Source organism: Enterobacter sp. A8 (assembly GCF_004296595.1).
In the GTDB taxonomy this organism is placed as follows: domain Bacteria; phylum Pseudomonadota; class Gammaproteobacteria; order Enterobacterales; family Enterobacteriaceae; genus Enterobacter; species Enterobacter cloacae.
The window spans coordinates 1,306,597-1,330,086 of sequence record NZ_SCMF01000001.1; the positions used below are offsets into that span (position 1 = coordinate 1,306,597).

Here is a 23,490-nt window from a genome sequence, read left to right on the forward strand (position 1 = left end):
ACTTATATTTTCAGAATTAATTAAAAAAAATATTTCCGTTCTGAATAAGTCCTAGGAAATAATATTCATAAACAAAATAGTATTAACCGTTTGATCTACACAAAACCGTCCACTTTTGTTACATTTTTTTTCTAACAGGCTCTGCTGGGATACTTAAAATAGGCTGTCTGCCATATCGTCAACACAGCAGGCTGAGCGTATCAGTAACGGTATAACTGGAGAAAAAATGGCTAAGCGTACATGGCTGCTTCTGGGTGTAGTAATGTCTCTTGCGAGCGCGGCTTCGGCAGCCCCGCAAACGGCGTCAGCATCTGGCGGCATCAAAGCTTATGAAGAACAAGAGTTCATTGCTGATTTCACGAAGTTCAAAATTGGCGACACGGCTCCGGCGCTGTATCAAACCCCTGAATACACCATCAAACAGTATCAACTGCGTAACCTCCCGGCGCCGGATGCGGGTACGCACTGGACCTATATGGGCGAGAACTATGTCCTGATCGGCGATGCCGACGGTAAGATCTATAAAGCATACAACGGAGATATCTTCTATCATCGCTGATACCGTCCATATTCGGCCGTGGCAGGAGAGCGATCGTCCTTTCCTGCGCACCCTTTACCTGCATGCCCGCCGCGAGGCGTGGCCGTGGCTGAACGGTGCAGAATGGCAACTCGAAGATTTTGACGAGGCAACCCGAGACGAAGTGATTTGGGTTGCTGTACAGAACGGCCATCGTGTGGGCTTTGCGTCAGTCTGGACGAATGATAACTTTCTGCACAATCTGTTCGTTGATCCGCAGTATCAGAGCCTGGGCGTAGGCCGTTTGCTGCTGGAACAGGTACAAAAAACGTTTACCAGTACGGGGGCGTTAAAGTGCCTGGTGAGAAACGAACGGGCTATCGCGTTTTATCAGCGTCATGGCTGGCACATCGAGGCAACGGGGGATTCTCCGGAGGGAGAGTACTATCTGATGCATTACCGATTGCGTTAATGTCGGGTGGCGGCTTCGCCTTACCCGACCTACATGATGGTGCCATTTGTAGGCCGGGTAAGCGAAGCGCCACCCGGCACTCAAGCGCAGAAGAATTACACCGCGCGGAAGGCGATTTCGCCAGGAATGACTTCACCCTGCCAGTAAAGCTGCGCCGCAACGCGCCCCGCCAGCTGACGGTACAACTCCGCAAACTCACTGTCCGGGCGGTTGATGACCGTCGGTTTCCCGCTATCCAGATCTTCACGCAGCGTGATGTGCAGCGGCATCTGTCCCAGCAACTGGGTGTGATACTGCGCCGCCAGTTTTTCTGCACCGCCGGTGCCGAAGATAGGCTCGTGATGACCACAGTTGCTGCAGATGTGCATGCTCATGTTCTCGACGATACCGAGCACAGGCACCTCGACTTTCTCAAACATCACGATGCCTTTTTTGGCGTCGATCAGCGCGATATCCTGCGGCGTAGTGACGACAACTGCCCCGGTGACGGGGATGTTCTGCGCCAGCGTCAGCTGGATATCACCGGTACCCGGCGGCATATCCAGCACCAGATAATCCAGATCCGGCCACAAGGTCTCTTGCAGCATCTGCATCAGCGCTTTGCTGGCCATTGGACCACGCCAGACCATCGCATTGTCATCAGTCACCAGATAACCGATGGAATTCGTTGCCAGACCGTGCGCCATGATTGGCGCCATGTGGGTTCCATCTGGCGAGGTTGGACGCTGGTTTTCTGCGCCCAGCATGTTGGGAATTGACGGCCCGTAGATATCCGCATCCAGAATACCGACCTTCGCCCCTTCGGCCGCCAGCGCGAGCGCCAGGTTGACGGCGGTAGACGATTTCCCCACCCCGCCCTTGCCGGAGCTGACGGCGATGATGTTTTTCACACCGTTAACGCCGGGCTGGTTTTTCACCCGCTTGAGGGTGGCGATACTGTGGCTCAGCTTCCAGTCAATCGCTTTTGCACCGGTAATGCGCAGCAGCTCCGAGCTGGTTTGCTCTTTCAGCGCGTCGAAGGCGCTGGTCCAGACGAACGGCATCTGCAGCTCGATGTGCAGCGTATCGTCCAGCCATGCGACATGGTGCAACGCTTTCAGCGTAGTGAGATTGTGCTTCAGGGTTGGATGCTGAAAGTTAGCCAGCGTCCCGGCGACCATTGCTCGTAAGGCTTCCGGTGATTTGGCCTGGGATTGCGAACTCATCCCGACTCCTTTGTTCTTGTGAATAAGACCTTAGATGAACAAGTTTACCTGAAAGGCCGTGGTTTGTGCTTACTTAATAATGCCCCTTTTGGTAATATCAAAAACCCTTTTCACAGTTAAAAGAAGTAATGCCTACTATGACTCAAGTCGCGAAAAAAATTCTGGTAACGTGCGCACTGCCGTACGCCAACGGCTCAATCCACCTCGGCCACATGCTGGAGCATATCCAGGCTGATGTCTGGGTCCGTTACCAGCGAATGCGCGGCCACGAGGTTAACTTCATCTGCGCGGACGATGCCCACGGCACGCCGATCATGCTGAAAGCCCAGCAGCTGGGTGTTTCCCCGGAGCAGATGATTGCCGAAATGAGTCAGGAGCATCAGACCGATTTTGCTGGCTTTGACATCAGCTATGACAACTACCACTCCACGCACAGCGAGGAGAACCGCGAGCTGTCAACGCTTATCTACACCCGTCTGAAAGAGAACGGTTTTATTAAAAACCGCACTATCTCTCAGCTGTACGATCCGGAAAAAGGCATGTTCCTGCCGGACCGTTTCGTCAAAGGCACCTGCCCGAAATGTAAATCACCGGATCAGTACGGCGATAACTGCGAAGTGTGCGGCGCTACCTATAGCCCGACAGAGCTGATCGACCCGAAATCGGTGGTCTCCGGCGCCACGCCTGTGATGCGTGACTCCGAGCACTTCTTCTTCGACCTGCCATCCTTTAGCGAAATGCTGCAGGCGTGGACCCGCAGCGGCGCGCTGCAGGAGCAGGTAGCGAACAAAATGCAGGAGTGGTTCGAATCCGGCCTGCAGCAGTGGGATATCTCCCGCGATGCGCCCTACTTTGGTTTCGAAATTCCAAATGCACCGGGCAAATATTTCTACGTCTGGCTGGACGCGCCAATCGGCTACATGGGCTCCTTCAAGAACCTGTGCGACAAGCGTGGCGACACCGTCAGCTTCGACGAATACTGGAAGAAAGATTCCACCGCCGAGCTGTATCACTTCATCGGCAAAGACATCGTTTACTTCCACAGCCTGTTCTGGCCGGCAATGCTGGAAGGCAGCAACTTCCGCAAGCCAACCAACCTGTTTGTTCACGGCTACGTGACGGTGAACGGCGCGAAGATGTCCAAATCGCGTGGGACGTTCATCAAAGCCAGCACCTGGCTGAACCACTTTGATGCAGACAGCCTGCGTTATTATTACGCGGCGAAGCTCTCTTCCCGCATCGACGATATCGACCTGAACCTGGAAGATTTCGTGCAGCGCGTGAACGCGGACATCGTGAACAAGGTGGTGAACCTGGCGTCCCGAAACGCGGGCTTTATCGCCAAGCGTTTTGACGGCGTGCTTTCTGCCGAGCTGGCCGATCCTGAGCTGTATAAAACCTTCACCGATGCCGCCGCTGCGGTTGGCGAAGCCTGGGAAAGCCGTGAATTCGGTAAAGCAATTCGTGAAATCATGGCGCTGGCCGATGTTGCCAACCGCTATGTGGACGAGCAGGCCCCGTGGGTTGTCGCGAAACAGGAAGGCCGTGACGCTGACCTGCAGGCGATCTGCACCATGGGTCTGAACATGTTCCGCGTGCTGATGACCTGGCTGAAGCCTGTACTGCCGCAGCTGGCAGCGCGTGCAGAAGCGTTCCTGAACACCGAACTGAGCTGGGATGCAATCCAGCAACCGCTGCTTGGCCACAAGGTGAATACCTTCAAGGCGCTCTACAATCGCATCGAAATGAAACAGGTTGAAGCCCTGGTGGAAGCCTCGAAAGAAGAGGTGAAAGCAGCTGCCGCACCGGTGACCGGCCCGCTGGCAGACGATCCGATTCAGGAGACCATCACCTTTGACGATTTCGCTAAAGTTGACCTGCGCGTGGCGCTGATTGAAAACGCGGAATTCGTGGAAGGCTCTGACAAGCTGCTGCGCCTGACGCTGGATCTGGGCGGTGAGAAGCGTAACGTCTTCTCCGGCATCCGTTCTGCCTATCCTGATCCGCAGTTACTGATTGGCCGTCAGACCGTCATGGTCGCGAACCTGGCACCGCGTAAAATGCGCTTCGGCATCTCTGAGGGGATGGTGATGGCCGCAGGCCCTGGCGGGAAAGATATCTTCCTGTTAAGCCCTGACGAAGGCGCGAAGCCGGGTCAGCAGGTGAAATAACAAAAAAAGCCGGAGATTATCTCCGGCTTTTTTTGTTCTCCCTCTCCCACAGGGAGAGGGCCGGGATGAGGGCATCAGGCCGCACCCATTCCGCAATCACGCCTTCGTATTATGCACCCGGTGGGTCAGCCCGCGCAGGAAGTTACGCAGAAACTGGTCGCCGCACTCGCGGTAATTTTTGTGGCCCGGCGCACGCATCATGGCGGTCACTTCTGGCACGGATACACGGTATTTTTGCTCCGTCATGATCGCCACAATATCATCCGTTTTCAGCGAGAACGCGATACGCAGCTTTTTCAGCACCGTGTTGTTGTCCACCCGACGCTCCAGCGCCAGTTCAGGTGCAGAATCATCTTTGCCACGCTTATCGTAGATCAGGCCGTTCAGGAAGCCTGACAGGATAATGTCAGGGCAGCGAACAAACCCCTCTTCGTCCTCTTTGGTCATCCAGGTGTCAAAACCAGCAGAGGTGGATTCCATGGCAGACAGCGCAAGAATGCGCACCATGTCGTTGTTGTTTGCTTTCAGGGTGTAGCGCAGGCTACGAAGAATATCATTACTAAGCATGAGTGCCTTTAACTGTCGATGATGCAATGGCGCGCAGTGTACCAGTTTTACAGCCCAATCGCCTCTTTCAAACTTTTCAGGTAGCGACGACTGACGGGTACCGTTTGACCGGCCCGCAGTATCAGCTCTGCCTGACCGTTATCTTCCAGACGAATCTCTTTCAGGTGCGCCATGTTAACCAGATACTGCCGATGGCAGCGGACAAGCGGCGTGCGGCTTTCCAGCGTGCGCAGCGTCAGCTCGGTGAAGCCTTCATTGCCCTCGGCGCTGGTGACAAACACCCCACTCAGGCGGCTGCTGACAAATGCCACATCATCCATTTGCAGCAGGTAAATCCGGCTATGCCCGGTACACGGGATAAACTTCAGCGGCTGCTGGTTTTCCGGCAGCAGCGTGACGTCCTGTACCGTGCGTTCCTGGCGTAAACGCGTCAGGGTCTTTTCGAGCCGCTTCTCTTCAATCGGCTTCAGCAGGTAATCGAACGCGTGTTCTTCAAAGGCCTTCACGGCATATTCGTCAAACGCCGTCAGAAACACGATATACGGGCGATGCTCCGGGTCAAGCATGCCGACCATCTCCAGCCCACTGATACGGGGCATCTGGATGTCGAGGAATAGCACATCCGGGCGCAATTTATGCACAGCACCAATGGCTTCAATGGCATTGGCGCACTCTCCCACAATCTCAATGTCACTCTGCTCCTGCAACAGCACGCGCAGGTTTTCCCGTGCCAACGGTTCATCATCGACTATCAGCACTCTTAACATGCGGTCTCCTCCAGCGGCAATCGTAACGTAATACGGGTAAATCGGTCCGGCTCACAGGCCACGGTAATGCCACATCCATCCCCAAAGTGAGCGCGCAGGCGTTTATCCACCAGGCTCATCCCCAGCCCGCCGGAAGCGGACGGGACGTAAAGCCCGGCATTGTCTTCAATATTCAGCACCAGATGATGATTAAAACGGCTGGCAGAAATAGTGATCTCCCCGGTGCCCAGAAGCTGCGATGTCCCGTGTTTAATGGCATTTTCCACAATAGGCTGCAGCGTAAAGGCCGGGAGATGCTGATACGCCAGCTCATCCGGCACGGATAACGACACCTGCAGACGAGACTGGAAGCGTGCCTGCTCAATCTGCAGATAGGCGTTAACATGTTCAATCTCATCGGCCAGGGTCACAATCTCAGACGGCCGTTTCAGGTTCTTGCGGAAAAACGTCGACAGAAATTGCACCAGTTGCGCGGCCTGATCGCTGTCGCGACGGATCACCGCTTTCAGGGTGTTGAGGGCATTAAACAGGAAATGCGGGTTCACCTGAGCGTGCAGGAGCTTAATCTCCGACTGCGTTAACAGGGCTTTTTGCCGCTCATATTGCCCCGCCAGGATCTGCGCGGAAAGCAGCTGCGCAATCCCCTCCCCCAACGTCCGGTTGATCGAGCTGAACAAGCGGTTCTTCGCTTCGTAGAGCTTAATGGTTCCCATCACCCGCTGGTTTTCCCCCCGCAGCGGAATGACCAGCGTAGAGCCGAGCTTACACTGCGGATGCAGCGAACAGCGGTAAGGCACTTCGTTACCGTCGGCATAGACTACCTCACCGGTCTCTATCGCACGAAGCGTATACGCGGACGAAATCGGTCTGCCAGGAAGGTGGTGATCGTCGCCGGTACCGGTAAAGGCCAGCAGCTTTTCACGATCGGTAATCGCAACGGCACCGATATCCAGCTCCTGATAGAGTACCTGCGCCACCTTCATGCTGTTTTCTTCGTTAAAGCCCTGACGCAGGATCCCCTCGGTTGAAGCGGCGACTTTCAGTGCCGTGGCAGAGAACGCCGAGGTGTATTTCTCAAACATGGCGCGCTTGTCGAGCAGAATGCGCATAAACAGCGCCGCGCCCACGGTGTTGGTGACCATCATCGGGGCGGCAATACTGTTCACCAGATGCAGTGCGTCCTCAAAAGGTCGGGCGATAAGCAGAATGATCGCCATTTGCGCCATTTCGGCCACAAAGGTGATCGCGCCAGCGGTAAGCGGGCTGAAGACTTTATCCGGGCGGCCACGTTTGATCATGTAGCTGTGCACCAGGCCACCAAGCAGCCCTTCCACGATGGTCGAGATCATGCAGCTCAGCGCCGTCATCCCGCCCATGGAATAGCGGTGCAGCCCACCGGTTAAACCGACAAGGCCACCCACAACCGGGCCGCCGAGCAGCCCGCCCATCACCGCGCCGATGGCGCGCGTATTGGCAATCGAGTCTTCAATATGGAGGCCAAAATAGGTCCCCATGATGCAGAAAATGGAGAAGGTCACATAACAGAGGAGCTTGTGCGGCAGGCGGACGGTAACTTGCATCAGCGGGATAAACAGACGCGTCTTACTCATCAACCAGGCGATGACAAGAAACACGCACATCTGCTGAAGCAACAGCAGCACCAGATTAAACTCGTACATACTCAGGAACCGCACCTTCTGAAAACGCGTAACATACACTGAAGGCGCCGAAGTTTCTTTGAAGCAGTCCAAAAAAGCGGTAAATCGTGTCCGTCATCACATCTTTTGCCGAACATAACGGCTGCTTCGCATTATTTGTACAAAAAAAAGGCAATTCTTCCTGGTTCGACAAACTGGGTCTACAGTTAAGCTGGGGACGCGTTAGCCAGGGGGCGAATATGGCGCTTTACACGATCGGTGAAGTGGCACTCCTTTGTGATATCAATCCCGTCACGCTACGGGCTTGGCAGCGACGGTATGGTTTACTCAAACCGCAGCGCACGGACGGTGGTCACCGCCTTTTCAATGATGCCGACATCGATCGGATCCGCGAGATCAAAAGCTGGATAGATAACGGTGTGCAGGTGAGCAAGGTAAAGTCGCTGCTCTGCCATGACGATCCCGATACCCAACACCGCTGGCGCGAACAGCAGGAAACCCTGCTCCGGCTTCTGCAGGCGGGCAACGTTCAACGTCTGCGCGCGTGGATCAAAGAGCAAGGCCGCGATTATCCGGCGCAAACCTTAATCAACCATCTTTTCATCCCGCTTCGTCGACGGCTGCAATGCCAGCACTCTACCCTGCAGGCGCTGCTGAGTATGCTCGACGGGGTGCTGATCAATTATATCGCCGTCTGTCTTGCCTCGGCGCGAAACAAGGGCGGAAAAGACGCGCTGGTTGTTGGCTGGAACGTGCACGATACCACGCGGCTGTGGCTCGAAGCCTGGATCGCCACCCAGCAGGGCTGGCGCGTGGAGGTGCTGGCGCATTCGCTGGCTCAGCTACGGCCCGAATTCTTCGACGGCCAGACTCTGCTGGTCTGGTGCGGGGAAGTGCCCACCGCCTCGCAGCAACAGCGGCTGACGGAATGGCGGGAGCACGGTTATCCGGTTTACGCCCTGGGCCCCGACGAAACGTAACGGCATTTAATGGTTCATTAACAGCTGCGCTTCACCGTATAATTGTTCCGTTAACAACAGGAGCAGATGATGAAGGCAACCAAACTGGCCGTAATTACCCTTTTTGTACTGATGGCCGTAAGCGGCATCGGCGGCGTGATGCTGGCCGGGTACTCATTTATTGTTCGTGGCGGTGTCGGCTGAGAAGCCGGGCCAGTCGTTCAAACAGGCGATCGATAACGATGGCCGCCAGCGCGACCAGTACCGCACCCTGAACGATATAGGCCGTATTAAACCCGCTTAAGCCGATAATGATCGGCGTTCCCAGCGTATTGGCCCCCACCGTAGACGCGATGGTCGCCGTGCCGATGTTAATAATCACCGACGTACGGATCCCCGCGATAATCACCGGTGCCGCAAGCGGCAGCTCAACCTTGCACAGCCGCTGACCGCTGCTCATGCCCATCCCTTCGGCCACGCTCAGTACCGATGCCGGTACCGACGCAATGCCCGCCAGCGTCCCCTGAAGAACAGGCAACACGCCGTAAAGGATCAGCGCAATGATAGCCGGTTGCTGACCAAACCCGATCACCGGCACCGCAATCGCCAGTACCGCCACCGGCGGAAATGTCTGTCCGATAGCCGCAATCGTCTCTACCAGCGGGCGAAACTCTCTCCCCCAGGGCCGGGTGACCACAATCCCCGCCCCCACGCCCAGCACCACGGCAATCGCGCTGGAGAGCGCCACCAGCCACAGGTGCGCCAGGGCAAGATTGATAAAACTCTCCTGCTGATAGACGGGGCGCGGCAGGCCGGGAAAAAGCGAGCTGAACAGCGCCCCACTGTGCGGCATCAGAAACAGCAGGGCAACAAAAAGCCCCGTCAGCCAGAGGAGCGGATCACGCATGACCTTCATGCGTCACCTCCCCGGCCAGCAGATCGCGAAAATGCAGGGTACCGCACGGTGCCCCAGCGGCATCCGTAACCGGCAGTACCTCGCACTGGCGCGCCACAAATGCAGAGAGCGCGTCCCGCAGGCTCATCTGTTCCTGTAACGGTTCACCACCCATCGCCACATCCTGTCGACGCATATAATCGCTGACGGTTCGCAGGGAGAGCAGTCTGACGCCCAGTTCGCTGCGTCCAAAAAACTCGCGCACAAAATCGTTCTGCGGATGGGTCAGCAGTTCAAGCGGCGTGCCCTGCTGGATCACTTCCCCGTGGTCCATCAACACCAGATGATCGGCCAGCCGCAGCGCCTCATCAATATCGTGGGTCACGAGGACGATCGTCCGGCCAAGGATGCGGTGAATGCGGGTCATCTCCGTCTGCAGTGCCCCGCGCGTAACGGGATCGAGCGCGCCAAAAGGCTCATCCATCAGCAATACCTGCGGGTTCGCCGCCAGCGCGCGCGCCACTCCCACACGCTGCTGTTGTCCACCTGAAAGCTGATGCGGATAGCGACCACGCAGCCCAGGCTCTAACCCCAGCAGCGACATAAGCTCGTCCACCCTCTCGTCACTCTTTGCCCGCGACCATTTTTCCAGCTGCAGCACGGTGGCAATATTCTGCGCGACCGTCCAGTGGGGAAACAGGCCAATGGACTGGATGGCGTAGCCCATGCGACGACGCAGCTCCAGCACCGGCAGACTGCGGATCTCTTCCCCGGCAAAACGTATTACACCGCTGTCGTGCTCCACCAGGCGGTTGATCATCTTCAGCGTGGTGGATTTCCCCGACCCCGAGGTGCCAATCAGTACCGAAAACGCCCCCTCGGCAAAATTCAGGTTCAGGTGACTTGCTGCCGGACGACCGGCAAATGTTTTACTGACATCGTGTAATTCAATCATTGGCTCTTCTCCCGAGCAACGCGAGCCATAAGGCAAACAGCGCATCGATGACGACCGCCAGTGCAATCGTGGGCACCACGCCCAGTAACACCAGATCCAGCGCGCTGCTCAGCAGCCCCTGGAACACCAGCGCGCCAAAACCGCCTGCGCCAATCAGCGCGGCGATAACCGCCATCCCGACGGTCTGGACCGCCACCACCCGCAGGCTGCGCAGCAGCAGGGGCAAGGCGAGCGGCAGCTGGATCTGCCAGAAGCACTGTCGCCGGCTCATCCCCATCGCGTGGGCGCTCTCCAGTACATCCGGCGCGACCTGGCTTAAGCCCGCCACCACGCCGCGGACCAGCGGCAGCAGCGCGTACAGCACCAGGGCAATAAGCGCGGGGGTTAATCCGGTTCCGGCGATACCGACCGAGGCTAACGCCGGAAATGACTTCACCAGCCCCGCCAGCGGCGCAATCAGCAGGCCAAACAGGGCCACGGAAGGGATGGTCTGGATCACGTTGAGCACGGCAAAAACCCCGCCCTGGCGGGAGGGATGACGATAACACCACATGCCCAGCGGTACCCCCAGCAGTAACGCCGGGAACAGCGTGCCGAAGAGGATCGTCAGGTGTTGCGCCAGCGCATCATCAAACACCTCCTGACGGTTGGCGTACTCTTTTAACAGCGAGAGATTATTCAGCTCACCGCTGAACAGCAGCAGCAACGGAATACACCAGATCTGGGCATTGAGCACCAAGCGCCAGGCAGATGACGGGATCAGGCGACGGATCGCATCGCTGCAGGCCAGCAGACACAGCGCCAGCCACAGCCACAGGCCACTGCCCACGGTGGTTCGCGCCAGTGGACTTTCCGCCGAGGTCATGTGCGTGGCGGCAAGCCCGGCACTCCAGAACAAGGTGATGAAGAGGCCTTCACTGAGGAGTAGCGTCAGCCACTGTGCAACCCGCCCACGGCTGAGCGAGAGCACAACCAGTGCACCCAGCGCCACAACCAGCAGCAGCGGCGTAAACGGCCAGACCTGCCAGAGCGCGCGCCCTTCCCCCGACATCAGGCGGTTTGGCGCCACATTGACAAACGGTAGCGCGACCGCCGCAATGGCCACACAGGCCAACAGCAGCAGTACGCGGTTATGACATTTTATTGGCACAGCCCTGTCCTGTTACTTCACAAGCCCTTGTTGTTTCAGGAAATCGGCGGCCACTTTTTTGGCATCCAGTCCCTCTACGGCAATGCTCGCATTGAGCTGTTGCAGCGTTTTTGCATCCAGTTTTTCAAAGACCGGTTTGAGCCAGTCGGCGATATCCGGGTAGGCTTTCAGCACCGCCTCACGCACCACAGGCGTGGGGGCATAAATAGGCTGAACGCCTTTTGGATCGGTTAAGGTTTGCAGACCAAGCGCCGCGACCGGGCCGTCCGTACCGTAGGCCATCGCCGCATTGACGCCAGAGGTCTGCTGCGCCGCCGCCTTGATGGTCACCGCGGTGTCACCGCCCGCGAGCGAGAGCAGCTGTGCCTGGTCAAGCTTGAAGTCGTAGGCTTTTTCGAAAGCAGGCAGCGCGTCCGGACGCTCGATAAACTCCGCCGAGGCCGCAAGCTTGAAGTCGCCCTTCTCTTTCAGATAGCGGCTGAGATCCGCAAGTGACGTCAGTTTGCCTTTCTCCGCCACGTCTTTACGCACCGCGATGGTCCAGGTGTTGTTGGCCGGAGCCGGGGTCAGCCAGACCAGCTTGTTCTGTTCTGCATCGAGTTTTTTGACTTTTTCATACCCGGCTTTGGCGTTTTTCCATGCCGGATCGTTTTCATCTTTGAAGAAAAATGCCCCGTTGCCGGTGTATTCCGGATAAATATCCAGCTCGCCGGAGGTGATGGCCCCGCGTACCACGGGCGTGGTACCCAGCTGAACTTTATTCACGGTTTTCACGCCGTGGCTTTCCAGCACCTGCAAAATAATATTCCCGAGCAGCGCGCCTTCAGTGTCGATCTTTGAGCCCACTTTTACCGGTTCTGCCGCCTGTAGCGGCAGGCTTAGCGCCGCGAATAACGCCGCAGAAACTACCATCCCCGTTTTAATCGTCATTCCACTATCCTCATTTTTTTGCTGCCTTTTTCAGAGGCTTGAGAGAAAAGCGTAGCTTAAAACGGCGGATTTACCCGGCAAAATGCCTTTTTAGCATAAGGTAAGACGCATCCCCCGGTGAACGGGGGATGCAAAGGAGGGAAAGGTTACAGCAGCTCGAACTCGCCTTTATTGACGCGGGCGGAATCCACACCAATGTAGACATTGAACTTGCCCGGTTCCGCATCGTATTTCATCTGCTGGTTCCAGAACTTCAGGGCATCCACGTCAATCGGGAAGCTGATGGTTTTGGTTTCACCAGGTTTCAGGTTGACCTTCTCAAAGCCGCGCAGCTGTTTCACCGGACGGCTCATGGAGGCGGTCACATCCTGAACATACATCTGGATCACCGTCGCACCTTCACGTTTACCGGTGTTCGTCACGTCAACGCTGGCAGTCACCTTACCGTCACGCTTCAGGCTCGGGGCCGACATTTTCACGTCAGAGACCTTAAAGGTGGTGTAGCTCAAACCGTAACCAAACGGATACAGCGGACCGTTCGCTTCATCGAAGTAACGGGAGGTGTACTTGTTTGGCTTATCGGCGTTATACGGACGGCCGGTATTCAGGTGGCTGTAGTACACCGGGATCTGCCCGACAGAGCGCGGGAAGGACATCGGCAGTTTGCCCGACGGGTTGTAATCACCAAACAGCACGTCGGCGATGGCGTTGCCCCCTTCCGTACCGGCGAACCAGGTTTCCAGAATAGCATCAGCCTGCTGATCTTCTTTCACCAGCGCCAGTGGACGACCGTTCATCAGCACCAGCACCAGCGGCTTGCCGGTGGCTTTCAGGGCGGCGATCAGATCGCGCTGGCTTTGCGGGATCGTGATGTCCGTTCGGCTGGAGGCTTCGTGTGCCATCCCCTGTGCTTCACCCACCACGGCAACCACCACGTCAGACTGTTTCGCGGCGTTTACCGCTTCGTCAATCATCTCTTTCGGCGAGCGCGGATCCACCTTCACCGCCTCTTCATACTGATTGAGGAAGGTCACGATATCTTTATCATCAGTGACGTTCGCCCCTTTGGCGTACACCACCTTAGCGTTTTCACCGACCGCATTTTTAATACCGGTGAGCACGGTCACGGACTGATCGGCCACGCCCGCAGCGGACCAGCTCCCCATCACGTCGCGCTTGCTGTCGGCCAGCGGGCCGACCACCGCAATGGTGCCGGATTTTTTCAGCGGCAGCGTGTCGAGGCGGTTTTTCAGCAGCACCAGGCTTTCACGGGCCACTTCTCGGGCCTCTTTACGGTGCAGACGGCTTTCGGCATTGGTGTCCGCCGGGTCTGACTCTTTCGGACCCAGGTGGCTGTATGGATCGTTAAACAGCCCCATGTCATATTTCACGTTCAGCACGTGACGCGTGGCATCGTCCAGCTCCGCCATCGTCACCTTGCCGCTCTTCACCAGCCCCGGCAGGTATTTGCTGTAATATTCGTCGCTCATGCTCATGTTGATGCCGGATTTGAGCGCCACGCGCACCGCATCTTCCGGGTCGGAGGCCGTACCGTGTTTGATGAGCTCTTTAATGGCGCCATGGTCAGAGACGGTGATGCCCTTGAAGCCCCACTGGTCGCGCAGCACGTCTTTCAGCAGCCAGGCGTCAGAGGTGGCAGGCGTGCCGTTGAGCGAGTTCAGGGCGACCATCACCGCGCCGCTACCGGCATCCAGGCCTGCTTTGTACGGCGGCATGTAATCGTTAAACAGGCGCTGCGGGCTCATGTCGACGGTGTTGTACTCTTTACCGCCTTCCACGGCACCATAGGCGGCGAAGTGCTTGACGCTGGTCATGACCGAATAACGATCCGCCGGGCTTTTACCCTGCATCGCTTCCACCATGGTTTTCCCCATTGTGGCGGTCAAATAAGTATCTTCACCAAAGCCCTCTGACGCGCGGCCCCAGCGCGGATCGCGGGAGACGTCAACCATCGGGGCCCAGGTCATGTTCAGGCCGTCGTCTGCGGCTTCATATGCCGAGACGCGCCCAACGGTTTTCACCGCGTCGAGGTTAAAGGAGGAGGCCAGACCGAGGCTGATAGGAAAAACGGTACGCTGTCCGTGTACCACGTCATAGGCGAAGAACAGCGGAATTTTCAGGCGGCTAAGTTCCATCACCTGATCCTGCATTTTGCGGATATCCTGACGGGTCACGGTGTTAAAAATCGCCCCTACCTGGCTCTCTTTAATCATTTCGCGGATCGCCTCTTTCGGGTTATCCGGGCCGACGCTGATAAGACGCAGCTGGCCGATCTTCTCATCGACCGTCATTTTCTTGAGCAATTCCGTGACAAACGCGTCCCGTGCTTCAGGCGTAAGCGGGTGATTACCAAACAGTTCATCTGCCAGCGCAGGTTGCAGTGCCAGGCTGACGGCGACACCTACAGAACATAGCCATTTCATGTCGTTTTACTCTCTCATCAATTTCCGCCGGAAGATCTCGGCCAGGGCGTGCGAAAAGCGCAGTGTGCCACAAACCCTCAGAACGTTGCAGGGTTATTCTCTGATTTTTCTCGCAAATACGCGCCCTCTAAACAGCTAATCGCGCTATGCTTTACAGCGAGAAATTTGCCCCACCACAAGGAGTGGAAGATGTCTTCTGTTCGAACTGCCGATAACACGACTTTTATTAACGAACTGTCGCGCCTGGTTGGTCACTCTCACCTGCTTACCGACCCGGCCAAAACTGCCCGCTACCGTAAGGGCTTTCGTTCCGGACAGGGCGATGCGCTGGCGGTGGTTTTTCCCGGCACGCTGCTGGAGCTGTGGCGCGTCCTGAGCGCCTGCGTCGCCGCGGACAAGATTATTTTAATGCAGGCGGCTAACACCGGCCTGACCGAAGGCTCGACGCCGAACGGCAACGATTACGATCGCGACATCGTGATTATCAGCACCCTGCGCCTCGACAAACTTCACCTGCTCGATAAAGGCGAGCAGGTACTGGCCTTCCCTGGCACCACCCTCTACTCGCTGGAAAAAGCGCTTAAGCCGCTTGGGCGAGAACCGCATTCGGTGATTGGTTCATCCTGCATCGGCGCCTCCGTCATTGGTGGGATTTGTAATAATTCCGGCGGTTCGCTGGTGCAGCGCGGCCCGGCTTATACCGAAATGTCGCTCTATGCCCGTATTGATGAAAACGGCAAGCTGACGCTGGTGAACCATCTGGGAATCGATCTGGGCGTCACGCCGGAGCAGATCCTGAGTAAGCTCGACGACGATCGCGTGAAAGATGAAGACGTACAGCACGATGGGCGTCATGCCCACGATCACGATTACATCACCCGCGTACGGGATATCAACGCGGATACGCCAGCGCGTTACAACGCCGACCCGGATCGCCTGTTTGAATCCTCCGGCTGCGCGGGCAAACTGGCCGTTTTCGCGGTCCGGCTCGACACCTTCCCGGCCGAGAAAAAACAGCAGGTGTTTTACATCGGCACCAATCAGCCTGACGTGCTGACCGAAATCCGTCGTCATATTCTTGGCGAATTCACGCATCTGCCGGTGGCGGGCGAGTATATGCATCGGGATATTTACGACATCGCCGAACGCTACGGCAAAGATACGTTCCTGATGATCGACAAGCTCGGCACCGACAAAATGCCGTTCTTCTTCACCATGAAGGGCCGCACTGATGCAATGCTGGAGAAAGTGCCGCTGTTTAAACCCCACTTCACCGACCGCTTTATGCAGAAGCTGGGTAACGTTTTCCCGGCCCACCTGCCGGAGCGAATGAAAACCTGGCGCGACAAGTATGAACATCACCTGCTGCTGAAAATGGCCGGGGACGGGATCGCCGAAGCACAAAACTGGCTGAGCGAATTCTTCAAAACCGCCGAGGGAGATTTCTTCGCCTGTACACCTGAGGAGGGGAGCAAAGCGTTCCTGCACCGTTTTGCCGCTGCGGGGGCCGCCATCCGTTATCAGGCCGTACACTCAGAAGAAGTAGAGGATATTCTGGCGCTGGATATTGCGCTGCGACGCAACGATACCGAGTGGTTTGAACACCTGCCGCCGGAAATCGACAGCAAGCTGGTGCATAAGCTCTACTACGGCCACTTTATGTGCTACGTCTTCCACCAGGATTACATCGTTAAAAAAGGGGTCGACGCGCACGCGTTGAAAGAGGAAATGCTCGCCCTTCTGCGCGAACGTGGCGCACAATATCCTGCGGAACACAACGTTGGGCATCTTTACAAAGCCCCTGAGACACTTAAGCAGTTTTATCGCGAGAATGACCCTACAAACAGTATGAATCCCGGCATTGGTAAAACAACGCGGAATAAATACTGGAAAGAGAGCGATAACGCAGAGCAGGCCATTACGCAAGCATCTGATTAATTCATACAGCCATATTTAAGAGATTGTTAAGCACAGCTCAATCGTACTAGAGTACCTGCACTCGCCGGAGAAACGTTTCTCCGGCATTCTTTGACGAGGAGCAGGCACATCATGTCGGCTGTTGATATTTTATCCGTAACCGAAGTGGAAGTGCGCGATGCCCTTCCCGACGATGTGCATGCCATTTCGGCTATTTATGCATGGCATGTACTTCACGGACGTGCGTCGTTTGAGGAAATCCCCCCCACCGTTGATGAAATGCGTAAGCGGTTGAAAAACGTGACCGATAACGGTTTGCCCTGGCTGGTGGCGCTGTATCGCGGCATTGTGGTGGGCTATTGCTACGCCACGCCATACCGTCCACGACACGCGTATCGCTTCACGCTGGAAGAGTCAATCTACGTGGATGCCAGCACCACCGGACGCGGTTTTGGCAGTGCACTAATGGACGCGCTGATTGAACGCTGCGAACAAGGTCCCTGGCGTCAGATGATTGCCGTTGTGGGGGATGGCCATAATAACGCCGGGTCATTGCGGCTGCATAAAAAGCACGGTTTTGAAGTGGTCGGTCAGCTGCGCAGCGTGGGCTACAAAAAAGGCGACTGGCGGGATACGGTGATTATGCAGCGCCCGCTCAACGACGGAGACTGGACCCTGCCGGAATAGGACCAGTGCGGTCTGGTGCCCTCACCCCCGCCCTCTCCCACCGGGAGAGGAAGAAAACATAAAAAACGGTAACACAGTTACCGTTTTGCTTTTACCTAATCGTTCTGCGCCGTCGCCATCTGCTCGGCTTTCTGTTTTTTATACGTCAATGCCGCAGCCGGAACAGGCTGCACTTTCCCGGTTTCAATCCAGGTGCGCAGTCGGCTGGCATCGGCGAAGTGAGTATATTTGCCGAAGGCATCCATCACCACCAGCGCCACCGGTTTACCGTTGAACACGGTACGCATCACCAGACAGTGCCCCGCCGCGTTAGTAAAGCCGGTTTTCGTTAACTGAATATTCCAGTTCTCGCGGTACACCAGGTGGTTCGTATTGCGAAACGGCAGCGTATAGGCCGGGTTCGCAAAGGTCGCCATCTCTTCACGGGTGGTACTGAGCTGCCCAATCAGCGGGTACTGTTTGCTGGCAATCAGCAGTTTGGTCAGATCGCGCGCCGTAGAGACGTTGTGAATCGACAGACCTGTCGGCTCAACAAAACGGGTGTTATTCATTCCCAGCGCTTTGGCTTTGGCATTCATCGCTCGAATGAAGGCGTCGTAGCCGCCCGGATAATGGTGGGCGAGGCTCGCCGCGGCGCGGTTTTCAGACGACATCAGCGCCAACAAGAGCATGTTTTTACGGCTGATCTCACTGTTCAGGCGTACGCGGGAGTAAACCCCTTTCATCTCCGGCGTGTGGCTGATATCCACTTTCAGTTTTTCATCCAGCGGCAGATGTGCATCCAGCACTACCATCGCGGTCATTAATTTGGTTATCGAGGCGATCGGGCGCACCAGATCCGGGTGACTGGCGTAGATCACCTTATTGGTGTTGAGATCAACAATCATCGCGCTGCCGGAAGCGATTTGCGGTTGAGCAGCGGTGGTCACCGCGGGCGTTTTGGCGACAGCTGGCACGCCAGCGGACGCCCCCAGCAACAGTGCCAGGCTAAGTAAAGAAACTCGGAATTTCAGCATGGTGAGACTTCTGATAATTATTCACGCACGTTATGACGTACACCGCCTGCGTCGACGGAGAAACACAGGCTGGCTTCGGCATCATAGCGGTCACCGTGCATTGTCGCCAGCGGATAATCGTGAACAGATGCTGCATTGCTGGCATTTACGCCAGCAATGCAATTAACTCAGAAGAGACGGTAACCATAACCCCAAAGAATCACCGTCAGCGCCAGTAACGCTTCCAGTACCAGCACGCCGATGGCGAGCGTAGAGCTGGAAAAGCTCAGGCCTTCTTCTTTATTGATATTCAGGAAGGTAGGTACGCCCAGATACAGCAGATAGCCGGTGTAAAAGAGCGCAATGGTCCCGATCAGCGCGCACAGCCAGACCAGGGGATAGAGCGCAACAATACCGCTTAAGAACAGCGGGGTTGCGACATATCCGGCAAAGACCATACAGTGTGCCAGGGAAGGACGCTGCGGATAGTTACGTGCCATCCAGTGAATGACGCGTCCCATAACCGCCACCCCTGCCAGCATCAGGCCATAAAAGAGAATGGCAAGATAAAGCCCGGTAAACCAGGAAAGCTGTACTACGGTGCCATCACCAAAGTTCCAGCCGATTTGTGTTGTACCAATAAACGCGCATATCACCGGCACCGCCGCCATCAGCAGCACGTGGTGCGTGTAATGATGTGAGACCGTTTCGTTCTCACTTTTGATGACATGCATTTCACGATCGGGATGGGAAAAAAGTCCCCAGACATGGTTCATAGCGCCCCCTTGTTGTCGGCCCGTCATCGATACCTTAAGTATAATGCAGGGTTTAGATTATTTTATGTACAGCGGGAAATTTCCGTTGATTGCCCCGCGGTTGTCACAAGGGGTATATGATTAACCGAGGCACGCTGAGGGAGATGATATTTACGTAATGGATATCAACGGAGTTATTGAACAATACGGATACGCTGCGCTGGTTGTCGGAAGCGTGGCAGAAGGTGAAACCATCACCCTGTTAGGCGGCGTCGCCGCGCATCAGGGATTACTTAAATTCCCGCTGGTTGTCGCCGCGGTTGCGCTGGGCGGGATGATTGGCGATCAGCTGCTCTACTTTCTGGGGCTGCGTTTTGGGCCGACGCTGCTTAAGCGTTTCGCTAAGCACAAGAAGAAAATTAACCGCGCGCAGCGGCTGATCCAGCGCCACCCTTACCTGTTTGTGATTGGCACCCGCTTTATGTACGGCTTTCGGATTATCGGGCCGATATTGATTGGCGCCAGCCGCCTGCCGCCGAAAATTTTCCTGCCGCTGAACGTGATTGGCGCGTGCGCCTGGGCGCTGATCTTTACCACGCTCGGTTACGTGGGTGGAGAAGTGATTGGCCCGTGGCTGCATAACCTTGACCAGCATCTGAAGCACTGGGCGTGGCTGATTCTGGTGGTTGTAGCGGTGATTGGAGTCAGGCTGTGGATGCGGCACAGAGAGAAGAAGCAGGATGAGGAGTGAGTGCGGTCTGTTGCCCTCACCCTAACCCTCTCCCACTGGGAGAGGGAACTTAAAGCACCCTCTCCCACGGGGTGAGGGGAAGCTAACCTTCCGGCTTAAACTGCGGATTCGCCAGCATAAACCCGCCATCGACGATAAACGACTGCCCGGTGGTGTAGCTGGCGTCGCTGTCGCATAACCACGCCACCAGACTGGCGATCTCTTTGGTATATCCCGGTCTTGCGAGCGGGATCGCTGGCATCGATCCTTCCTTCACTTCACTCTCGTCCATATCATTCATCGGTGTGGCAATCGCCCCCGGCGCAACGGCATTCACCAGAATGTTGTGCTGCACCAGTTCCAGCGCCATCGATTTGGTTAAACCTCCCAGCGCATGTTTTGCGGCGGTATAGGCGCTGGCTTCCGGCAGAGGCGTATGTTCGTGCACCGAGGTGATATTGACGATTCGCCCTCCTTCCCCCTGCTCCACCATTTTACGTGCGGCAATCTGCGAACAGAGAAACGCACCGTCCACGTCGACGGTGAAAATGTTTCGCCACTCGTCAAACGGCATATCCAGGAAGGGCGCTTTGGTCATCGCACCCGCATTGTTAACCAGCACGTCCAGGCGACCAAAACGGGCAATTAACGTTTCTATCGCCTGCGCGCCCTGTGGAAGGGTGCTTAGATCAAGGTGGATAGCTTCAGCCCGCCGTCCCTGCGCCTCCACTTCGCGGCAGGTATCCCGCGCCCCTTGTTCATCAGAGTGCCAGGTGACGCCAATATCAAACCCACGTTCAGCCAGCATCAGGGCCGTGGTTTTACCAATCCCGGAATCCGATGCGGTAACAATCGCTACTTTGGTCATACTCACCTCCTGAAGAACGGCAAAGAGGTAAGTATAGATAATGACCCTGATTAGCCATGATGATAACCACCACCCAGCGCGGAGGTGAGCTGTAGCGTGGCGTCGATATACTCACCCTGCAGCATCAATCCGGCGAGATGTTCCTTCAGCGCTGGAATTCTGGCTTCACTGACGCGCGAACCGGCAATAATTCCGGCGCTAAAACGTGCCTGCGCCAGCGCCACCACGCGCGCCGCATCTTTTTCTACCTGCTGCTGATGCTGATTTTTCGCCGTCAGCATTTCCACTTCGCTGGCCGTGCGCGCCACCTGGTTCACAGCATCCACCACCGCCTTGTTGTAGTTCGCCACCGACAGATTGTTCTGTGCCTGGGCAATATCCAGCTGCGCGTTCAGCCTGCCGCTGTCAAAAATGGGCAGAGTCAGCCCGGCGGTCACACCCATTTGCTGAGCTGAAGAACGGAACAGATCGCTCAGGTGCAGGGCATCCTGTTGTAAAAACGCCATCAGATTCACATCAGGATAAAACGCCGCTCTGGCGGCTTCGACCTCGCTCATTGACGCTTCGATATACCAGTGCGCCGCCTGCAGATCCGGCCGTCGGGCCAGCAGTTCATACCCCAGCGTCGACGGTAACGACGCTTCAACCGTCGGTAAGGCATGCCGTGTGAGCGCCAGCGCGGGGGTATTAGTCAACGCGTTCAGACGCGCCTCGATGGCTTTCATTTTGCCGTGAACCTCTGCGATCTGCTCTTCGGTTTTGCTGGCACTGATGTCGGTTTCGACACCTTCCACAGAGGAGGTGATCCCGTGCTGATACAGCTCGCGATCGGCACCGATGATATTGTCCTGTTGGGATTTGATCTGCGTGAGGACCTCCTCCACGGCGGCCTGAGTTTGCCAGTCCCAGTAGAGCCGCGCCACGCTGCTGGCAAGCAGTTGACGGGTCTGCTCAAGCTCCGCTTTTTGCGCATTCACCTTGCCTATCCGGGCCTCCAACCGGGCGCGATTTTTGCCCCACAAATCCAGATCCCAGCCCGCGGTCAAGCCAAAGGTACCGTTGGTATACCAGGGGCCGGTGGTGCCCGCAGCCGGGTCGGTTATGGCAAAGGGCCCCATCAGCCCTTCAGCGGACATTTTCTGACGTTCAGCATCGGCCGAAAAATCAATTTGCGGGCCGTCGGCCGCCAGGGCTGCTTTGGCCTGGGCTTCGGCAAGGGTAATACGCTGACGGGCAATCTGCATATCGGGCGCATCGCTTAATGCTATGGCAATTAGCTTATCAAGCTGCGGATCGTTATACGCTTTCCACCATGCATTTTTCGGCCAGTCCTGATGAGGCAGCACCGTATTAACCGACGCCGTGAGTGACTGGGTATTAAGGGGAGTTACCGTGGCATGTTGTGGCGCACAGCCGGCCAGAATAACGGCAAAGGGAGCACTCAGAGATAAAATAAGAAAACGTTTCATTACGCCATTCACGCCAAAAAATAAAGGCGCAAAGTACGCCTGATGTCTCTCTTTTTTTTAGTAATGCGTGGCAATGCGCAAATTGTCATACATTTTTGTAATTAGAAAATTATACATGCCGAGAATAAGTCAAACTAACAAATTCATCTTAATTATAAATCACCTGCTACACTTACTGTTGACATACATACGCAGGAGAAGGGAATGAAAATATTATTGTGGGTCATTTTAATTATATTTCTGATAGGACTGCTGGTAGTAACGGGTGTGTTCAAGATGATTTTCTGATTCATTTGCCCGGCACCGCGCCGGGCAAAGGTCAACCAGCCCATGCGTCTGGTCCAGCGCTTCACAGGGATAATTGCGGTCACACGCTTATTATTTTGCCTGGATCACCCGCGCAATATCCGCAGAAGTCTGTAATGTCCGAATCTCCTGAAATAACCCCAGCGCTTCATCGTACTCTTTGCGTAAATAGCTGAGCCACTGTTTGATGCGCGCCACGTGATATAGCCCGGTGTCGCCCTGCTTTTCCAGACGGCTATATTTTTGCAGCAGCGTCACAACATCAGCCCACGGCATACGCGGCTCGTTATATTTAATCACCCGGCTGAGGTTAGGCACATTCAATGCCCCGCGGCCGATCATCACCGCCTCGCAGCCGGTGGCCTTGAGACAGGCCTGCGCGCTCTGGTAATCCCAGATTTCACCGTTGGCGATCACCGGAATGCTGAGGCGTTTGCGGATCTCACCAATTGCCTGCCAGTTAATGCGCTCGGCTTTGTAGCCATCTTCTTTGGTGCGGCCATGCACCACCAGTTCAGTAGCCCCGGCCTGCTGCACCGCATCGGCAATTTCAAACTGCCGCGCGTCGCTGTCCCAGCCCAGGCGCACTTTCACCGTCACCGGCAAATGGGCAGGCACGGCTTCACGCATCGCTTTCGCGCCACGGTAAATCAGCTCAGGATCTTTCAGCAGCGTCGCCCCGCCGCCGCTGCCGTTCACCAGCTTCGACGGGCAGCCACAGTTGAGATCGACCCCGTAAGAGCCCAGCTCGACGGCACGGGCGGCGTTCTCGGCCAGCCATTCAGGATACTGGCCCAGCAGCTGAATACGCACCAGCGTGCCGGAGGTAGTCCGGCTCTGACGGTGCAGCTCCGGGCAGAGTCTGTAGAACGATTTTACCGGCAACAACATATCGACCACGCGCAAAAACTCCGTCACGCAGAGATCGTAATCGTTTACCTCGGTCAGAAGTTCGCGCACGAGGGAGTCGAGCACGCCTTCCATTGGGGCCAGTAAAACACGCATAGCAGTACCTGTGAAAAAAGACGCGCTATAGTAATCGCTCTGTATGTATGTTGAAAGCACGACGTTCT

Annotated in this window: 22 protein-coding genes; 8 read left to right on the top strand and 14 right to left on the bottom strand. The window is 56.2% G+C overall.

Annotated features, from left to right (window positions below; all coding sequences use genetic code 11):
* The first annotated feature begins 226 nt into the window (after positions 1 to 226).
* Positions 227 to 559 (top strand): RcnB family protein, encoded by a 333-nt coding sequence (locus EQV24_RS06155; RefSeq protein ID WP_013097925.1) that lies wholly within the window; start codon positions 227 to 229, stop codon positions 557 to 559.
* Entirely contained in the window at positions 504 to 989 is a 486-nt protein-coding gene (locus tag EQV24_RS06160; RefSeq protein ID WP_126347522.1) for a GNAT family N-acetyltransferase, read from the top strand. The genes EQV24_RS06155 and EQV24_RS06160 overlap by 56 nt, the downstream gene beginning before the upstream one ends.
* 95 nt (positions 990 to 1,084) lie before the next feature.
* On the opposite strand, the gene apbC is transcribed toward EQV24_RS06160, so the two are convergent.
* Positions 1,085 to 2,194, bottom strand: a complete 1,110-nt coding sequence (gene apbC / locus EQV24_RS06165) for an iron-sulfur cluster carrier protein ApbC (protein WP_013097927.1) — start codon at positions 2,192 to 2,194, stop codon at positions 1,085 to 1,087.
* A 137-nt stretch (positions 2,195 to 2,331) separates the two neighbouring features.
* Between apbC and metG the strand changes: the two genes are divergently transcribed.
* On the top strand, positions 2,332 to 4,365 hold the full coding sequence (gene metG, locus EQV24_RS06170) for a methionine--tRNA ligase (RefSeq protein WP_013097928.1): 2,034 nt from the start codon (positions 2,332 to 2,334) through the stop codon (positions 4,363 to 4,365).
* Between the two features lie 96 nt (positions 4,366 to 4,461).
* On the opposite strand, the gene EQV24_RS06175 is transcribed toward metG, so the two are convergent.
* From EQV24_RS06175 to EQV24_RS06185, 3 genes are read right to left on the bottom strand one after another with little or no spacing between them, the layout of a single operon-like run.
* Positions 4,462 to 4,932 (bottom strand): DUF1456 family protein, encoded by a 471-nt coding sequence (locus EQV24_RS06175; RefSeq protein WP_020690148.1) that lies wholly within the window; start codon positions 4,930 to 4,932, stop codon positions 4,462 to 4,464.
* A 47-nt stretch (positions 4,933 to 4,979) separates the two neighbouring features.
* Positions 4,980 to 5,699, bottom strand: coding sequence for a two-component system response regulator BtsR (btsR, locus tag EQV24_RS06180; protein ID WP_013097930.1), 720 nt, complete (start codon positions 5,697 to 5,699; stop codon positions 4,980 to 4,982).
* Positions 5,693 to 7,378: a sensor histidine kinase gene (locus tag EQV24_RS06185; RefSeq protein ID WP_013097931.1), complete on the bottom strand. Its 1,686-nt coding sequence runs from the start codon at positions 7,376 to 7,378 to the stop codon at positions 5,693 to 5,695. Before EQV24_RS06185 ends, btsR begins: the two co-directional genes overlap by 7 nt.
* 218 nt (positions 7,379 to 7,596) lie before the next feature.
* Here EQV24_RS06185 and mlrA point away from each other — a divergent pair, with 218 nt between their 5' ends.
* Complete coding sequence (mlrA, locus tag EQV24_RS06190) at positions 7,597 to 8,337, top strand: HTH-type transcriptional regulator MlrA (RefSeq protein WP_029881769.1); 741 nt, start codon at positions 7,597 to 7,599, stop codon at positions 8,335 to 8,337.
* 69 nt (positions 8,338 to 8,406) lie between these two features.
* Positions 8,407 to 8,520, top strand: coding sequence for a protein YohO (locus EQV24_RS06195; RefSeq protein WP_010433613.1), 114 nt, complete (start codon positions 8,407 to 8,409; stop codon positions 8,518 to 8,520).
* Here the strand turns inward: EQV24_RS06195 and EQV24_RS06200 are convergent.
* From EQV24_RS06200 to bglX, 5 genes are all read right to left on the bottom strand, one after another.
* Entirely contained in the window at positions 8,495 to 9,232 is a 738-nt protein-coding gene (locus tag EQV24_RS06200; protein ID WP_013097933.1) for an ABC transporter permease, read from the bottom strand. The two genes, EQV24_RS06195 and EQV24_RS06200, sit on opposite strands and share 26 nt — an antisense overlap.
* Positions 9,216 to 10,166: an ABC transporter ATP-binding protein gene (locus EQV24_RS06205; protein ID WP_013097934.1), complete on the bottom strand. Its 951-nt coding sequence runs from the start codon at positions 10,164 to 10,166 to the stop codon at positions 9,216 to 9,218. The genes EQV24_RS06200 and EQV24_RS06205 overlap by 17 nt, the downstream gene beginning before the upstream one ends.
* Complete coding sequence (locus EQV24_RS06210) at positions 10,159 to 11,316, bottom strand: ABC transporter permease (protein ID WP_126347523.1); 1,158 nt, start codon at positions 11,314 to 11,316, stop codon at positions 10,159 to 10,161. The genes EQV24_RS06205 and EQV24_RS06210 overlap by 8 nt, the downstream gene beginning before the upstream one ends.
* Before the next feature lie 12 nt (positions 11,317 to 11,328).
* The gene (locus tag EQV24_RS06215) at positions 11,329 to 12,246 is read right to left on the bottom strand and encodes an ABC transporter substrate-binding protein (protein WP_013097936.1); all 918 of its coding nucleotides are present in this window, start codon (positions 12,244 to 12,246) and stop codon (positions 11,329 to 11,331) included.
* 146 nt (positions 12,247 to 12,392) lie between these two features.
* Complete coding sequence (bglX, locus tag EQV24_RS06220; protein WP_013097937.1) at positions 12,393 to 14,690, bottom strand: beta-glucosidase BglX; 2,298 nt, start codon at positions 14,688 to 14,690, stop codon at positions 12,393 to 12,395.
* Between the two features lie 189 nt (positions 14,691 to 14,879).
* On the opposite strand from bglX, the gene dld reads away from it, so the two are divergent.
* Positions 14,880 to 16,628 (top strand): D-lactate dehydrogenase, encoded by a 1,749-nt coding sequence (gene dld, locus EQV24_RS06225; protein ID WP_013097938.1) that lies wholly within the window; start codon positions 14,880 to 14,882, stop codon positions 16,626 to 16,628.
* Positions 16,629 to 16,739: 111 nt separating this feature from the next.
* Positions 16,740 to 17,294 carry a GNAT family N-acetyltransferase gene (locus EQV24_RS06230; RefSeq protein WP_020690140.1) on the top strand — a complete coding sequence of 185 codons (555 nt, stop codon included), beginning with the start codon at positions 16,740 to 16,742 and terminating at the stop codon, positions 17,292 to 17,294.
* 95 nt (positions 17,295 to 17,389) lie between these two features.
* On the opposite strand, the gene pbpG is transcribed toward EQV24_RS06230, so the two are convergent.
* Together pbpG and EQV24_RS06240 are read right to left on the bottom strand one after the other, a co-directional pair.
* Positions 17,390 to 18,310, bottom strand: a complete 921-nt coding sequence (gene pbpG / locus EQV24_RS06235; protein WP_130626329.1) for a D-alanyl-D-alanine endopeptidase — start codon at positions 18,308 to 18,310, stop codon at positions 17,390 to 17,392.
* A 167-nt stretch (positions 18,311 to 18,477) separates the two neighbouring features.
* Positions 18,478 to 19,065 (bottom strand): Yip1 family protein, encoded by a 588-nt coding sequence (locus tag EQV24_RS06240; RefSeq protein ID WP_013097942.1) that lies wholly within the window; start codon positions 19,063 to 19,065, stop codon positions 18,478 to 18,480.
* Positions 19,066 to 19,222: 157 nt separating this feature from the next.
* Here EQV24_RS06240 and EQV24_RS06245 point away from each other — a divergent pair, with 157 nt between their 5' ends.
* Positions 19,223 to 19,795 carry a DedA family protein gene (locus tag EQV24_RS06245; RefSeq protein ID WP_013097943.1) on the top strand — a complete coding sequence of 191 codons (573 nt, stop codon included), beginning with the start codon at positions 19,223 to 19,225 and terminating at the stop codon, positions 19,793 to 19,795.
* An 82-nt stretch (positions 19,796 to 19,877) separates the two neighbouring features.
* On the opposite strand, the gene EQV24_RS06250 is transcribed toward EQV24_RS06245, so the two are convergent.
* From EQV24_RS06250 to dusC, 3 genes are all read right to left on the bottom strand, one after another.
* On the bottom strand, positions 19,878 to 20,642 hold the full coding sequence (locus tag EQV24_RS06250) for an SDR family oxidoreductase (protein WP_080453126.1): 765 nt from the start codon (positions 20,640 to 20,642) through the stop codon (positions 19,878 to 19,880).
* A 50-nt stretch (positions 20,643 to 20,692) separates the two neighbouring features.
* Positions 20,693 to 22,111 (bottom strand): multidrug resistance outer membrane protein MdtQ, encoded by a 1,419-nt coding sequence (gene mdtQ / locus EQV24_RS06255; protein WP_130626330.1) that lies wholly within the window; start codon positions 22,109 to 22,111, stop codon positions 20,693 to 20,695.
* 378 nt (positions 22,112 to 22,489) lie between these two features.
* Entirely contained in the window at positions 22,490 to 23,422 is a 933-nt protein-coding gene (gene dusC / locus EQV24_RS06265; protein ID WP_013097946.1) for a tRNA dihydrouridine(16) synthase DusC, read from the bottom strand.
* Positions 23,423 to 23,490: the final 68 nt, after the last annotated feature.